This window comes from Clostridium aromativorans, assembly GCF_020908015.1.
GTDB classification, from domain to species: Bacteria; Bacillota; Clostridia; order Clostridiales; family Clostridiaceae; genus Clostridium_B; species Clostridium_B aromativorans.
Window position 1 is genome coordinate 119,292 of record NZ_JAJJPB010000004.1, and the last position, 14,390, is coordinate 133,681.

Here is a 14,390-nt window from a genome sequence, read left to right on the forward strand (position 1 = left end):
CAAATATGTTCTCATCTCTATGGATAAGCTCTTTATTTTTACTGTTGACGTAAATTTTGTGTATTAGCTATAATCTGTTTTAAGCGTAAATTCTCCTGTTGTAATTGTATTAGCTGCTGCCACAATTTAGATTGTGTCTCTTTAAGCTCCTCCAATTGAAAGGATTGCTGTTTTACTTTACTATCAGCACTGATACATACCTGTTTATTTATAGCATTCAATTCATCTTGGGTAAGACAGGGTAATAGCTGCAGCAATCTTTTATCCATTTCGCTTTTCTTAATATCTCCCGATTTTTGTACAGAACTAAATTCGTCTTCTAAAACATAGTACATTCCCTTTGCTACAGTAAGAGCATGATTATAATTGTCCATTCCTTTTCTAGCTATAAAAGATTCTCTTTGTTCTTTCACTACATCAGAAATCTTCTTAAGTACATAACCTCCTATAATTCCAACTATACCTAAAATAAACTCCACAAGTAAACTGAGCAATTGCTCTTTCATTATATAATACCCCCAAACAAATACTTTTAATACAGAATATGCTGATTCAAAACAAAATAAGCATCCTAAAAAAACGGATGCTTATTCTGCAATTTATAATCTTAAGGAGTTCAATTGAATAATATCTATATGAATTTTCATCTATCTCTTTATATCATATTTGTTACCTCTATTGTAAAATCACCGATACCTAAAATTACCGGAATAATAATTTGCTTTTTGCACATTCTATTTATATAAGAATATCAATGTATTTAGATTATAAAATATTTAAAGTTTCATATGATCCAAAATATTTGTCATTCAGTACATTGGTATTTACTTTACACCGGGGATGATGAATTTCCGGTGTTTAAATTTCAATTAAACTCATATTATAATAACCTCATTCCAGGGATTTTCATCCCTGGTTTTTTTCTTACTCATTTAATACTCTATTACAAATCAACGGCTTTTTTTCTTTTTTTTATAAAATCAAGTACACGTTCTGCTGTTTCATATCTATCCGTACCGCTGATAAGTTCTGTTAAATAGCTTGTATACTGTTCCTTCTTGCCTCCAACAGCATAAACATTTTTCACTTGAGAATAATCAAACTTTCTGGCATTAGAAATCGTAGGACAATTTAAAAAATCAGCCAGTAATTCCGCAGAATGCATATCAGCACCGTAGTTATATATCACAATAGCATCCACTTTTTTCTCACCCCTTTTTAGAGAATTGTAGAAATCCTCCGCCATATAATTAAGGTCCACATATCCGGACATACCCGATATCTGCCCTTTATTCGTATACTGCCATATAGCATATTTGCTCCACAGCGTAAAATCTGGAGAACTTGTCCCATAATTGGCAATCCAAAGAGGATACTTTGTTATTTTGGAATTTAGATGTGATTTTATATAGTTTGGATTGCAATAAATCACCGCCGGCGCTATAGAAGATATGGCATCCAGAAATGCCAGGCAGGCATCCGTCATGTCCCCGCTGCACTGCTGTTCAAAATCCAGAACTACAAAGTCAAGATCAGTGCCTGCAACAGTGGATTTAAAAAAACTGGCTTCCTGGATAGCTTTTTCTTTAGTCGTAAATCTGGCAAAATGATATGCTGCAGTGACAAGCTCCAGTGCCCTGGCATCTTTAATGCTGCTGTTATAAAATTTGTCCACAAAGGTACTTCCCTCAGTGGCCTTTGCAATTACAAATTTGTGTCCTGTATTTTTGACAAGCTGAATATTAACTGAACCATTGAGATTGCTTATATCAACACCTTTCAACATAAAACCCCTCCTTTATTTTCAATATATTTTTAAACTGCACTTTTTGACATTGTCGATATGCAATTCAGTTTCCTATTTTAAATTTTAAATGTGACTTTTATAATTTTCTAGTATAACTATTTTTATAATGCACAAACTTTAATTATTACCAAACAAATATTCATATAAATTACAAGGAGTGGATATAGATGAAAAAAACTTTTTATGTGATTACAGCATCCTTACTGATTACAATAAACTTAATAGGCTGTGGAACTCAACAACAATCTAACAATGTTAAAAACAAAACACAAAATATAGAGAACAAAGCTAAAAACGACTTAGCAGAATTGCCTAAAAATTTGAAGACTGACATGGGTCCAGGCAAATTTTATATATCTCCATCATCTAACACCTTTAAAGATGGAAATGTTCCGATTATAAATATCAAGAAAAATACTTCATCTCAAAAAGTTGAAATAACCCCAAGTGAATTCAATAATAAATATATGAGCTATATATTCATAGATGGTGTTTTCAACTCTAAAAAACAATTATCCAACAGTAAGACAAATATGGAACTAAAGGGAAATGATATCAAAACAGGTAAACATAAAGTAGATATTATTCAATTTAATAATAATAAAACAACTGATACAGTCCTTACTCACAAAACTGCATATTATTATGTCAATATAGCGTAATAATGAAAGCCCCGGATCCGTCTAGGGCTTTTCTCCCCTTTTACATCAAAAAAATATACCCCAGAATTAACTGGGGTTTCAAGCGGGGAACTATTTATAAAATAAATAGTCATATACATACCAATATACGTAGTATCTTTGATAATTAAGGGTGTAATAGTTACAAAAAATAGAATAATATGTACAAGTAAAATTTTTTAATAGATTTCGCAGTTATTTTCAACATCCTATATTAATGTCACTATCCAACATAAAATAGGAGTCACAATAATTGCTGGTAAATAATTTGCCACTTTAATTTTAGTGACACCAATTATATTTAATCCAAGCGCTATAATCATCAGAGAGCCTGTACAGGTAATTTCTCCAATAGCTGAATTAGTTAAAATCGGCTGTAAAAACTGTGCCAGCAAAACAATGGCACCCTGAAATATGAAAACAAAAGAGGCAGAAAACAATACACCAATGCCAAGGCTTACAGATAGTATCGTAGATGATATCAAATCAAGCACGGATTTTGTAAAAAGCATCGTATTATCTCCAATAAGTCCTGCATTTAATGATCCTACAATAGTCATTGCCCCTATACAAAATAAAAGGCTGGCTGTAACAAAACCCTCCGCAACTGAAATGGAATTGTCAGAAGATGCTCTAAATCGTTTTCCAATCCACTCCCCTAAAGCGTTTATTCGTTTGTCAATATCAATCCATGTCCCTATGATAGTGCCTATAACAATGGAAATTATAAGTATCAGGGTATTTTTACCCTTTAGCGTTCCCGATATTCCAATATAGACAGTACATAAACCTATTCCAACCATAACCGCATCAGTAACCTTTTTAGAAATTCCCTTTTTAAACAACAGGCCGACAATACTCCCTATGATCACAGCCACAGTATTAACAATTACGCCTATCATTTTACATCCTCCCTCCTGTATTTTCCTTAGGTACCACGTTCAACATAATACCCAGTATTATAACACATATATTGTAATATTACATTATTTCAACAAATATATCATTTTTTATTACTTTCCATTATAATAATAAGGATACCTAAGCAAATCACGGGAGGACAGTCATATGATTGAAATTAATCAGTTAAATGTAAAGTTGCAAAAAAGAATTATATTAATTATCGTAGTTATGTTTTGGTTTTCACAATACGTTTATATGCCTTATCAAGCACCATACTTACTTTCAATTGGTGCAACCACCAGTTTTGTTGGAACCGTTGTCGGAGCGTATGGATTATCACAGATGTTACTTAGAATGCCAATAGGAATAATGGCTGATAGAAAAGGCCATCATAAATTATTTATTATAATTGGTGCTTGTTCTAGTGGACTAGCTTCCCTTTTTAGAATATTTATCCCAAATGGTATTGGTTTTTTACTTGGAAGTTTATTTTCTGGACTGGCCTCAGCAATGTGGATCTCTTTTATGGTTTTATATTCAAATTATTTTAAAAAAGAAGATATGCAGAAATCTATGGGAATTATTATAGGTGCAAACAACATAGGAATTCTTGTGGGATTTGTTATGGGATCTATGTTTTACGATAAATTTGGTATGAATTTCTTGTGTATATTAAGTCTGGCAGCTGCATTCCCATCTACTTTTATTGGATTTTTCATAAAAGAGCCTAAAATTGATTTTAAACCACTGCCTGTTAAAGAGCTTATTACCATATATAAGGATAAAAGACTTATTGGATTTTCATTACTTGCACTGGTACAACAGGGGATACTTATGTCTACAGCAATGTCTTTTACCAATCAGATTGCTAAACAACTAGGAGCTTCTGGTTTTCAAATTGGTATAAATTCAATAATATATATATTAGTAGCTGTAATCACTTCCTATTTTTCAGCTTCAAAATTGGCAGCGAAACAGGGCGCTAAGTTCTGGATCCCTACCGTACTTATATGCATTTGCATATATTGTATAATTGTTCCAAATACAAGTTCCGTACTACATATATACTTTGCGCAAATTTTAATTGCCATGTCTACAGGTATTTTGTTTTCTTTTTGTACAAGCGAGTCAATGAAAAATGTAGATCAGAAGAAAAAGTCTACTGCTATGGGATATTTCCAGGCTATTTATGGCTTAGGTATGACTATTATTCCAATTTTTACAGGAATAATTGTAAATAATTATAATATGAGTTTAGCATATTACCTTATGGCATTTATATCTTTCGTAGGATTTTTAAGTTCATTCTATTGGTATAAATTCAAAAATTAGGGATACATTGATTCGACTAAAACCTCCGGTTTCATTCCCAAAATTTCTTCCGCAAATAATTGTCCGGCTTTTACATTTGTAATTGCCCATCGTCTTTCCAAAATTCGTATTGCTTCAATAAAACAAAAAGAGTCCCAGCTTTATCTGAAACTCTTTGCCTATTTAGTTCTCAAATTTATCCGATAGCTACCTGCCCTAATACTGCCACTTCTACAAGTAACAGATAAGGGCAGCTACGCCCCTGGATAACGATTTTTAAACTTCAGGTGATGTCAAAAACCCCACCTGAAGCAAAGAACTCTGTTTATTCTTTCAGTTGTTACAAAAAATTAGACCCGGATAATATAATCCTTTTTTCTCGGCGCAGCTGGAGCAATACCACCCTCAGCAGCATATCCTAGAATACAATTACCGACTCCAACATAGTCCTCCTGAACTCCCCATTTCTTTAACAAAGCTTTGCCTTCCTCAGTTTCAAACACTTCTTTTGCTCTGTAGACAAAACAGGAATCCACACCAATAGCATGAGCGGCATTCAGCATATTGCCTATAACAAGAGCTCCGTCCTCAACATAAGTTGCCGCTTTCCTGTCAGCAAAGACAACAAGCAGAGTTGGTGCCCCATAAAATGGATCAGACGTATTTCCCATAATAGCTGCATTTAATTTAGAAATTTTCGTAATCGTTTCCCTGTCCTGTATAACTATGATAATTGGAGATTGCTTACCCATACCCGTTGGTGCGTAAGTACCGGCTTCTAGAATAGCATCCAGCTCTTCCTTTTTGATCTGTTTCTGCTGATATTTTCTGCAACTTCTTCTGGTTTTTAAAACTTGTAAAGGTTCCTCCACCATAGATCAACTCCTTTTATTACTATATTTTACATATATCATAATTATAAGATATCATGCAAATAAATTCAAGCAATACTCCTTATAGAGTTATCTTTACATTTACATTTGTATCCGTGTTTCATTCAATTAGCACCCTGCTGCTAATTGCCTTGTATATGCAAAATAAGCACTGATCAAGTGATTCTTAGGTTCAAATGAAATTTGTTTATAGGGAAGATTTTCCATGAGCAAATCACTGCAAACCTAAGAATCACCTTATCCAGGCGCACGGCAGTGCTTACCTCCCACTCTATGAAGTCGGGAGTATTATATCAATGACAGCCTTGGGGTAAATTTCTTAATGAAAGTCATGATCTGTATTATCATCCACTATCTTTGCGTCACCATTTGCGTTTACACGAGCTTTTTCTCTTTTTAGTTTTTCATCCACTTTCCTCGTTTCTTTGACTTCACGTTTATGAGCAGATACCTCTCCAGTTACCACAGTGTGTTTACCTACATTAACCTGTTCTTCACTGACTGGAATACGTATGGTTTTTTCATCACTAATAGGTGTATCACTGGATTTATTATCTACTGGTCTTCTTTCTATAACAACTTCTTCATGCGTAACTGGAACATCAACTGTTTTTGGCTCTTCAACAATTTCTTTGCTCAGTTCAACTTCACCCTTTGGAACTTTGCTTTTATTTATATCAAGCTCTTCCTTATGAAGTGTAAGTCTTTCCCCATCTTTACTTTTCTTCTTATTATCATCATCGTCACTGCCATTACCTAAAACATTGTCAAATAAACCTTTCATAAAATATTACCTCCTAAAATACATATTTTCAATTCACTAATATTTTATCCCTGTTGAAGTAATATATCCTTTGTGAAATATGGAGTTAAAGTAAATTGCTTACAATACTTTTGACGGCAAAAGAAAACGAGCCCCCTATTTTAAGGAGCTCCAAAAATTTTTTTGCGAGGCATAGCTTACAAATGGCATAATAATCAAGTATTAACCTTATGCTGCACAATAAAACGCATACCTTTTTAGAAAGGAATCATTACCACTATAACTATATATTACCATAACAACAGAAAAAATCAATAGTTTAAAATCAATGTTAAAATTTAATAGTCTTAGGTTTCTCTGTAAAGGAATAGACAGTAGCAGTTGCATTTTTTAGATAAAGGACTTCACAATTCCCATCATCAGCAGCATACATACTTTTAAGATTTGGATATTCATCAAGCATATGTTGTCTAGCTTCAACTCTATCATCCTGAACAGCAGTTGCTGTAACACGTATCCAGGTATTATCTTTTCCCACAGCACAGATTTCAATTTTAGGATTTTTTTTCATTTGAGCAAAAACGTTTTTAACATTTCCAGTCTGGATGTAAAGCTTTCCCTCAAAGATGTCTATTGTTCCAAAAGGTCGAACCCTTGGCTGATCACCTTCAGACGTTGCCAAATAATAAGTGCCGATACTTTTTAAGTATTCATAAACTTCATTCACTTTAATTCCTCCCTTTAATTTATATAATATAATTATTTTACCTCTCATATTCAAAATAACAAATACAATTTTTATATAAGACAAAGTATTATTCAAATCTAAGAGCATCTATTGGTTTAAGGTTAGAGGCCTTATATGCCGGAAATATGCCAAATACAATGCCCACAATCATGGAAAAAGAAAATGAAAAAATTACTACAGGTATTGAAAACGCTACTGAAACTCCAAAAGCAGCTATTGCCTTTCCAATTAAAATACCAAATATTACACCTATTATACCACCCAGTGAACTCAGAACCAGGGATTCTATCAAGAATTGAATCAGAATATCTTTTTTTGTTCCCCCAAGTGCCTTTCTTATTCCAATTTCCTTAGTACGTTCTGAGACAGATACCAACATGACATTCATTACTCCTATTCCTCCCACTATAAGGGATATGGCAGCTATTCCCCCAAGCAAATAAGTCATGGTACTGGTTATTGAGCTCATGGTATCCAGCAATTGTTTCTGACTCATGACTCGGCTGATACTATTATCTGTGGACTTGAAATAATTATTTAAGTAGGTATTTACTTCATTTGTAACCATCTCTACATTTTGATCGCTGGAAGATTTTATATACACACTTTGTACATTTCTACTGCCAGCAAGGCTTATAGCCGTAGATGATGGTACAATCACCATGTCATCTGTGTTGTTTCCCATGGAACTTCCCTGTGATTTCAACACTCCTACAACACTATAAGTATTTCCATTTATACTGATATCCTGACCTACAGGATCATTAAATCCATAAAGCTGGGTTGCAATATCAGATCCCAGAACTGCAACCTTATTTCTATAATCTACATCCAGGTCGGCTATAAATCTACCTTCTGAAAGCGTCATATTTCTCACATCCATAAAATTCGGCGTAGTTCCGGTTACAGAAGTACTTTGAGATTTTGTATTGACTTTAACCGTAGCACTGGCACTAATAGTAGGTGCTGCCTCGGAAATTCCCTGCAAATCCTGAATATTTTTTACATTCTCAAGGGTAAATTGCTTGGTTCCATTGTTATTGGAGGTATTTGCCATAATAAGATTAGTTCCAAGAGCCTGAACCTGGGAAGTTATCTGTTTTGTGGAGCCGCTTCCCATACCTACCAATACTATAACGGAAGAAATTCCTATAATTATACCTATCATGGTGAGAATAGACCTCAATTTATTGCTTATTATATTTTTTATAGCTAGCCTTAAAGTCTGAAATAATCTCATATGTTAATCAATCCTCCTCCATGTATAATTTCCCATCCTTCAATTTTCCATCTTCCATGCTCACAATCCTCTTTGCCTGTCTTGCAATTTTCAAATCGTGAGTTATCAATATTATAGTCTTACCACTTTTATGGAGTTCTTTCATAGTATTCATTATTTCCTCACTTGTCTTTCTGTCCAGGGCACCTGTAGGTTCGTCTGCCAGTATGATTTTCGGCCCTCCTGCCAGTGCCCTTGCAATAGCTACCCTTTGCTGCTGCCCTCCTGAAAGTTGATTTGGCCTATGATACTCTCTTCCTTTAAGTTTCACCTTTTCAAGGCACTCCATGGCCCTCTCCCTGCATTTCTTCTCACTTATCCCCCTATATAGGAGAGGTACTTCTACATTTTCTACAGCATTCATTTTAGAAAGCAGGTTAAAATTTTGAAATATAAATCCTATCTGTTTATTTCTTACGTCAGCTAACTCAGACTCACTCATTTCATTTATACTTATACCATTTAGAATATAGTCTCCAGAATCGCAGACATCAAGGCATCCAATTATATTCATAAGTGTAGATTTGCCGGAACCTGAGGGACCTACAATTGAAACAAATTCATTATCAGATATACTTAAATTGATATTATCCAGTGCCTTTATTTTAGTATCTCCCATAGTATAGTACTTGCACAGATTTTTAATTTCTATCATAAAAGTTCTCCTTTCCCACGTATTTCATTTTATCCCATAATTAATTTGTTCCTCTATTTTGGCTTCCACCATTTCCACTTTGTCTAGAATTACCTATTCCTCCGCTTCTCATCATTCCAAATCCGCTTCTGCTTTTTGCTGAGGACTGACTTCCGCTTGAACTTTCAGTCTGAGGTAATTGAACTTTTTGCCCTTCTGTTAGCCCCTCAACTATTTGAACCATTTTGCCGTTATTAATTCCTACCTGAACTTGCTGCATTTTCATTTTTCCATCGTCAGAAGATAGTATTACAAATTTTTTACCATCCATATCTCTTATTGCTTCTATAGGTACAGCAAGTACATTATTTTTTGATGCTGTTACTATGGAAGCCTCTGTAGACATTCCGGATTTTATGTCATTTATTTTATCAAAATATATAATTACGTTAAAAGTTGACACTCCATTGGAATATGTTCCCTGTTGACTTATATCCTTGACAGTACCTGTGAAACTGGTATCTGGAAATGCATTGACTTTTATATTGGCCTTTTGCCCAATTTTCAAATTCGGCACATCTGTCTCGTCTACGGATATTGTGGTATAGAAATTCTTGTTATCAAATATACTCAAAAGATCCTGATTTGGATTTACACTATCTCCTGCACTTACATTTACCTGACTTATTATTCCGTCATAGGGAGCTGTTATTGCGGCACTTCCATCTTCAAAAGCAATAAGTTCCTGCCCTGCAGTTACCGTTTGATCTTTGCTTACAAGTACCTGAGATACAGTATCTTTTCCTTCAGCTTTAATTGTTCCACTATTCAGGGGCACAACACTTCCTGAGCCGGAAACTGTACTTTCAATATTCTGGATGGTTACTTGAGTCTGCGAAGATTGTGATTTATTGTTTTCGGATTTTTTTGTAGTATTTCTATATACTACAATGCTTACTACTGCTATTACCACTACCAATATTGGAATAAGTATCTTTTTCACGATATAATCACTTTCTTTCCATCAAATTTGTTTTTTATCTAGACTAAATATAAGTTTAGATTTCTTCTGTCACAGTTTTGTTACAACATTATTAATATTTTATGTAAAAAATAAAGCCCTTTTTCTCCTTTAGGCTTTTATACTTATATATTTTACTTTTAATTATCTGCAAATAGATCTCTATAATTTTTTAATAATCCCACAGGCCTTTTCTCTCCAAATAGCTTATATCTCAAATAATCATCCAAATATATACAAAGTGGCATCAACACAAACCACAATACAGCGTAAGGCAAACATATCTGTCCATATAAATTAAAAGGCTCATCAGAATAATCCCACACATCAAGTCCTAACCATATGTTTAATATAATCCCTGAAGTAAATTCCAATGCGAGAGCTATGAAAGTTCCAATTACGCATTCCTGCCACATTTTCCTATCATAAAATTTAGGATACTCATTAAGTCTTCCTATAAAGAAGGCCGCTGTTCCACCTACTACCAGCATACTTATATGTGTCCAGCCACGCCATAACCCCTCAAATACCATGTATAGAGCACCCATTATAAATATTAGAAATAAATCCTTATATATTTTGTTTTTTAGGTTTGCGGAATTCCTATATCCCATGTAACTTTCTCCATCCCCTTCACAGTAGTTAAAGTATTTACACACGCCTTTAATCTGTTGGATTCTTGGTTATATCCATATAATGGCCTGTACATATACTGAATTGTTCCAATAGATCTCTATATTCTAATTGTATTATTCCTATAGTATCTTTATTCCTCACATGCTCATATACATTACACTCATGAGATCATTCCAGTTTACATGCCCCCCATTTTCCTTTATATAAAGAAAAATAAGCATCCTAAATGACGAATGCTTATTTTAAAATATAATTAAGGGAGACCAAATTTTATAAAGAATCTTGTGGTGGTTGCATTTAAGTTTACAGTACCCTGCAACCGCAGGCACCAATTTGGTAATTACCATTTTAAATGGTTTTTAAATTTATTTTTAATTAACGTTTAAATATCTGATATATATAAGTATATGTGGTTTCTATTACAGCTTAGTGTCGTATTAGTTAACTATTTGTAACAAATCTAATTATTGTATGAATAATTTGTTTCTTTACTTAATTTTATCTTATTTCTGCTTCTCATAGATACCTCCAATATTCGTAATAACATAATTCTAACATATGAGGTACAAAAATAAAAAAAGCTATTTTTAGCTTTTTCTATATACTTATCTTATATAGACATCATGGCTGCAGGTTTACCACATTTTATAAATCCAAAATAAGTAGTGTTTGTCCTAATAATAAACTCATCCATATGTATTAAAACAAGGGGCTGTTATACTCTCTAAGATACTTTAACTATTTAACTAAAAGAGCATAGAAATTAATCTATACTCTTCTTAGGGCTTTCCTCTTTTCCCTGTTGTTTTAAATACCATCTTGACGCATTAATTTTCATATTCAAATCACCAGCAAATGGTTCAAAACTTTTTATTACTTTATCTTCTTCTTGGAGTTCACATAAAGCATCATAAATTAGAGAAGCATCCAAATGAGCATCATCTATTTTTAAAAGAAATCTTAAAGTAGTCATTGGGCATTCACTTAATCTGCTTATATAATTATGTTTTTCTAGTATGTCTAATATTTCTTGCTTTAAATTCTCTTTATCCATATATATTATTTCCTCCTCAATTTTTACGTCTATATAAATTTCTACAAGCAATGATAATATCCTGCTAAAATAAAAAAATGGCAATAAATACTAGATTTTCTGGTGCCCTATAATTCACTTTTATTTAATTCTTCTTTATTTTCTTTTATACGCTATCAACTTTTCCACATAATCATCTTCCTAAAATTACCAGAATAATATTTCAATTTTAACGCATACTATTCGTGTAAGGATATCAAGGTATTTAAGATGTTAAAATATTTAAATTCCATATGAACTAAAATATTTATTTCTTGGTGCGTTGATACTTACTTTATGCTGGGGATGATGAATCCCCGGTGTTTAAACTCATGTTGTATTAAACCTCATTCCAGGGATTTTCACCCCTGGTTTTTTTCTTTGTAAAATATTTAAGGAAGATATTAATAATTCTGCCAAAATGTTTTTTACTAATCACATTATCCCCGGCCTTTCATTGTACTATATTTGATATCTGAAAAATCAACAAATATAGATAAAGATTCAATTAAATACTGTTAGCTACCTCAAAAGCATCCCATATAGCATACATGATGTTTGCTACATTTTTTGCATCTCCCAATAGATAGATTTCAGGTACATCAAATTGAAGCTGCTGGTACAGTGAGTTTTCTGATTTGTAGCCTACCGATAATATCACGCTGTCACAATTCAGTTCTTTCGTCTCACCGTTTAAATTTATCAAGAGCCTACCATTTTCGTATCCGGTAGCCTTGGCTGATGTAATAATTTTGATGTTGTTATAGGGGATCAGACGTTCAAGCATCTCGCTGTTTGCGTGACAAAGCGGTGCATTTACTGCCAGGATTTTGCCAAGTGCTTCAACGATTGTGACCTTCTTGCCATTTTGTGCTAACCACAGTGCAGTTTCACATCCAACAAGTCCGCCGCCTATTACTACTGTGGACTCTCCAGGCTCCTTTTTTCCGCTAAGTACATCAGCTGCTGTATAAACATGGGCATCGTCTCCGAGAGAAAATACTTTTGGTGTCGAACCGGTCGCAACAATAACAGTATCGTAATCTTTGGAAAGTGCAAATTCCTTTGTGATTTTGGTGTTAAATGTCACAGGAACATTCAATAGTTTCAATTGATGTGAATACCATTTTGCCAGTCTCAAATCGTCTTCTTTAAAGTCTGGAGCACCTCCGGGAATCAAATTTCCTCCCAGCTTTAAAGTTTGCTCAAATACTTCCGGCTTATGGCCTCGTATGGCAAGAACACGGGCAGCCTCACAGCCTGCTACGCCACCGCCGATGATGAGAACCTTTTTAGCTTTTACAATCGGTGAATAAGCAGTAAAACGCTCACGGGCGGCCTGAGGATTTACCGCACAGTTAATTGCGGAATACTCCTGGATTCGGCCCATACAGCCTTCCTGGCAGGAAATGCAGGGACGAATCTCATCTGCTTTACCTGCTCTCAGTTTATTGACATAATGGGGATCGGCCAAAAGCGGTCTTCCCAGGCTGACTATATCGCAGGCACCTTCTTTTACTGCTTTTAACGCCATATCCGGGTCATCCATTCTGCCGGCACAGGCTACAGGGACGTCAACCACATCCTTTACCATTTTTGCATACGGAATATAAAGTCCCTTTTTCTGATACATCGGCGGATGATTCCACCACCATGAGTCATATGTTCCTACATCTACATCCAGAACATCACAGCCGTACTTAACCAGAAGCCTTGCTGCTTCAATACCTTCATCAATGTCACGTCCCTTTTCATCAAATTCTTCTCCCGGCAGAGCACCTTCTCGCCAGTCCTTGATCATACTCTTTAAGCTAAAACGCATTGAAACAGGGAATTGACTTCCACAGCACGACTTGATTTCTTCCACAATTTCCTTTGCAAAGCGCAGTCTGTTCTCAAGTGATCCGCCATATTCATCTGTTCTTTGGTTAAACATCGAAATTGCAAATTGATCCAGCAGATATCCTTCATGGACAGCATGGATCTGAACACCGTCAAATCCGGCACGCTTTGCATTAAAAGCACCGTCACCAAAGGATTTTATAATGCTTTTAATCTCTTCTACTTCCAAAGGGCGACATGTTTTGTTCAGCCACCTATGCTGGATAAGAGAAGGTGCCACCGGAGGAAAATCCCCCAAATTCGTAGGGATCGTCACACGACCGAAGCCGGCAGACATCTGAAGAAAAACTTTGCTCCCGTAAGCATGTATGCGCTCTGTCATTTCCCTGCTGGTTCTTATAAAATGAACGGGGTTATAGGTAGAATTCGGACAGTTTGGCATGCTTTGAGTTTCAACTTTGCAGTCTGAAAAAGTAACTCCTGTAATAATCAGTCCCGTTCCACCCTTTGCTCTTTCCGTATAATAGTCAATTCCACGCTGGTTAAAGCCTCCTTCTACATCGGCAAGTCCAAGCGGGCCCATAGGTGCAAGACAAAATCTGTTTTTTAATTCTACTCCGCCGATTTTAATCGGTTCGAACAATACTTGGTATTCTTTCTCCATTTAGCTCACCTCATTTTTATAAAATTTAATTAATCATTGTATGTAATCGTTATATTATTGTCAATGTAAATATAATGCCAATAGTAACTATTAAGTCAAGAGTTATAATAATTTTTCAATAAAAAATACACCATTCG

Annotated in this window: 14 protein-coding genes; 2 read left to right on the forward strand and 12 right to left on the reverse strand. The window is 34.5% G+C overall.

The window, feature by feature from the left end; translation table 11 throughout:
• Positions 1 to 38 precede the first annotated feature (38 nt).
• Positions 39 to 506 carry a hypothetical protein gene (locus LN736_RS05610; RefSeq protein WP_190972217.1) on the reverse strand — a complete coding sequence of 156 codons (468 nt, stop codon included), beginning with the start codon at positions 504 to 506 and terminating at the stop codon, positions 39 to 41.
• Positions 507 to 943: 437 nt separating this feature from the next.
• Entirely contained in the window at positions 944 to 1,786 is an 843-nt protein-coding gene (locus LN736_RS05615) for a glycoside hydrolase family 25 protein (RefSeq protein WP_150357417.1), read from the reverse strand.
• Between the two features lie 188 nt (positions 1,787 to 1,974).
• On the opposite strand from LN736_RS05615, the gene LN736_RS05620 reads away from it, so the two are divergent.
• The gene (locus LN736_RS05620; protein WP_150357415.1) at positions 1,975 to 2,469 is read left to right on the forward strand and encodes a hypothetical protein; all 495 of its coding nucleotides are present in this window, start codon (positions 1,975 to 1,977) and stop codon (positions 2,467 to 2,469) included.
• Positions 2,470 to 2,696: 227 nt separating this feature from the next.
• Here LN736_RS05620 and LN736_RS05625 read toward each other — a convergent pair whose 3' ends face one another.
• Complete coding sequence (locus LN736_RS05625) at positions 2,697 to 3,389, reverse strand: DUF554 domain-containing protein (RefSeq protein ID WP_150357414.1); 693 nt, start codon at positions 3,387 to 3,389, stop codon at positions 2,697 to 2,699.
• A gap of 166 nt (positions 3,390 to 3,555) precedes the next feature.
• On the opposite strand from LN736_RS05625, the gene LN736_RS05630 reads away from it, so the two are divergent.
• Positions 3,556 to 4,722, forward strand: coding sequence for an MFS transporter (locus LN736_RS05630; protein ID WP_207708007.1), 1,167 nt, complete (start codon positions 3,556 to 3,558; stop codon positions 4,720 to 4,722).
• A gap of 329 nt (positions 4,723 to 5,051) precedes the next feature.
• On the opposite strand, the gene LN736_RS05635 is transcribed toward LN736_RS05630, so the two are convergent.
• The 9 genes from LN736_RS05635 to LN736_RS05675 form a co-directional block, all read right to left on the reverse strand.
• Positions 5,052 to 5,576 (reverse strand): nitroreductase, encoded by a 525-nt coding sequence (locus LN736_RS05635; protein WP_150357412.1) that lies wholly within the window; start codon positions 5,574 to 5,576, stop codon positions 5,052 to 5,054.
• A 337-nt stretch (positions 5,577 to 5,913) separates the two neighbouring features.
• On the reverse strand, positions 5,914 to 6,378 hold the full coding sequence (locus LN736_RS05640) for a YsnF/AvaK domain-containing protein (protein WP_229981163.1): 465 nt from the start codon (positions 6,376 to 6,378) through the stop codon (positions 5,914 to 5,916).
• 310 nt (positions 6,379 to 6,688) lie between these two features.
• Positions 6,689 to 7,084 (reverse strand): pyridoxamine 5'-phosphate oxidase family protein, encoded by a 396-nt coding sequence (locus LN736_RS05645; RefSeq protein ID WP_229981164.1) that lies wholly within the window; start codon positions 7,082 to 7,084, stop codon positions 6,689 to 6,691.
• Between the two features lie 88 nt (positions 7,085 to 7,172).
• Positions 7,173 to 8,345 (reverse strand): ABC transporter permease, encoded by a 1,173-nt coding sequence (locus LN736_RS05650; RefSeq protein WP_229981165.1) that lies wholly within the window; start codon positions 8,343 to 8,345, stop codon positions 7,173 to 7,175.
• A gap of 7 nt (positions 8,346 to 8,352) precedes the next feature.
• The gene (locus tag LN736_RS05655; protein WP_179978455.1) at positions 8,353 to 9,039 is read right to left on the reverse strand and encodes an ABC transporter ATP-binding protein; all 687 of its coding nucleotides are present in this window, start codon (positions 9,037 to 9,039) and stop codon (positions 8,353 to 8,355) included.
• A 40-nt stretch (positions 9,040 to 9,079) separates the two neighbouring features.
• Positions 9,080 to 10,021: an efflux RND transporter periplasmic adaptor subunit gene (locus LN736_RS05660; protein ID WP_229981166.1), complete on the reverse strand. Its 942-nt coding sequence runs from the start codon at positions 10,019 to 10,021 to the stop codon at positions 9,080 to 9,082.
• Positions 10,022 to 10,179: 158 nt separating this feature from the next.
• Positions 10,180 to 10,653, reverse strand: a complete 474-nt coding sequence (locus LN736_RS05665) for a putative ABC transporter permease (RefSeq protein ID WP_150357400.1) — start codon at positions 10,651 to 10,653, stop codon at positions 10,180 to 10,182.
• 785 nt (positions 10,654 to 11,438) lie between these two features.
• Positions 11,439 to 11,729: a hypothetical protein gene (locus LN736_RS05670; protein WP_229981167.1), complete on the reverse strand. Its 291-nt coding sequence runs from the start codon at positions 11,727 to 11,729 to the stop codon at positions 11,439 to 11,441.
• A gap of 526 nt (positions 11,730 to 12,255) precedes the next feature.
• Positions 12,256 to 14,253 (reverse strand): oxidoreductase, encoded by a 1,998-nt coding sequence (locus tag LN736_RS05675; protein WP_179978453.1) that lies wholly within the window; start codon positions 14,251 to 14,253, stop codon positions 12,256 to 12,258.
• Positions 14,254 to 14,390 lie beyond the last annotated feature (137 nt).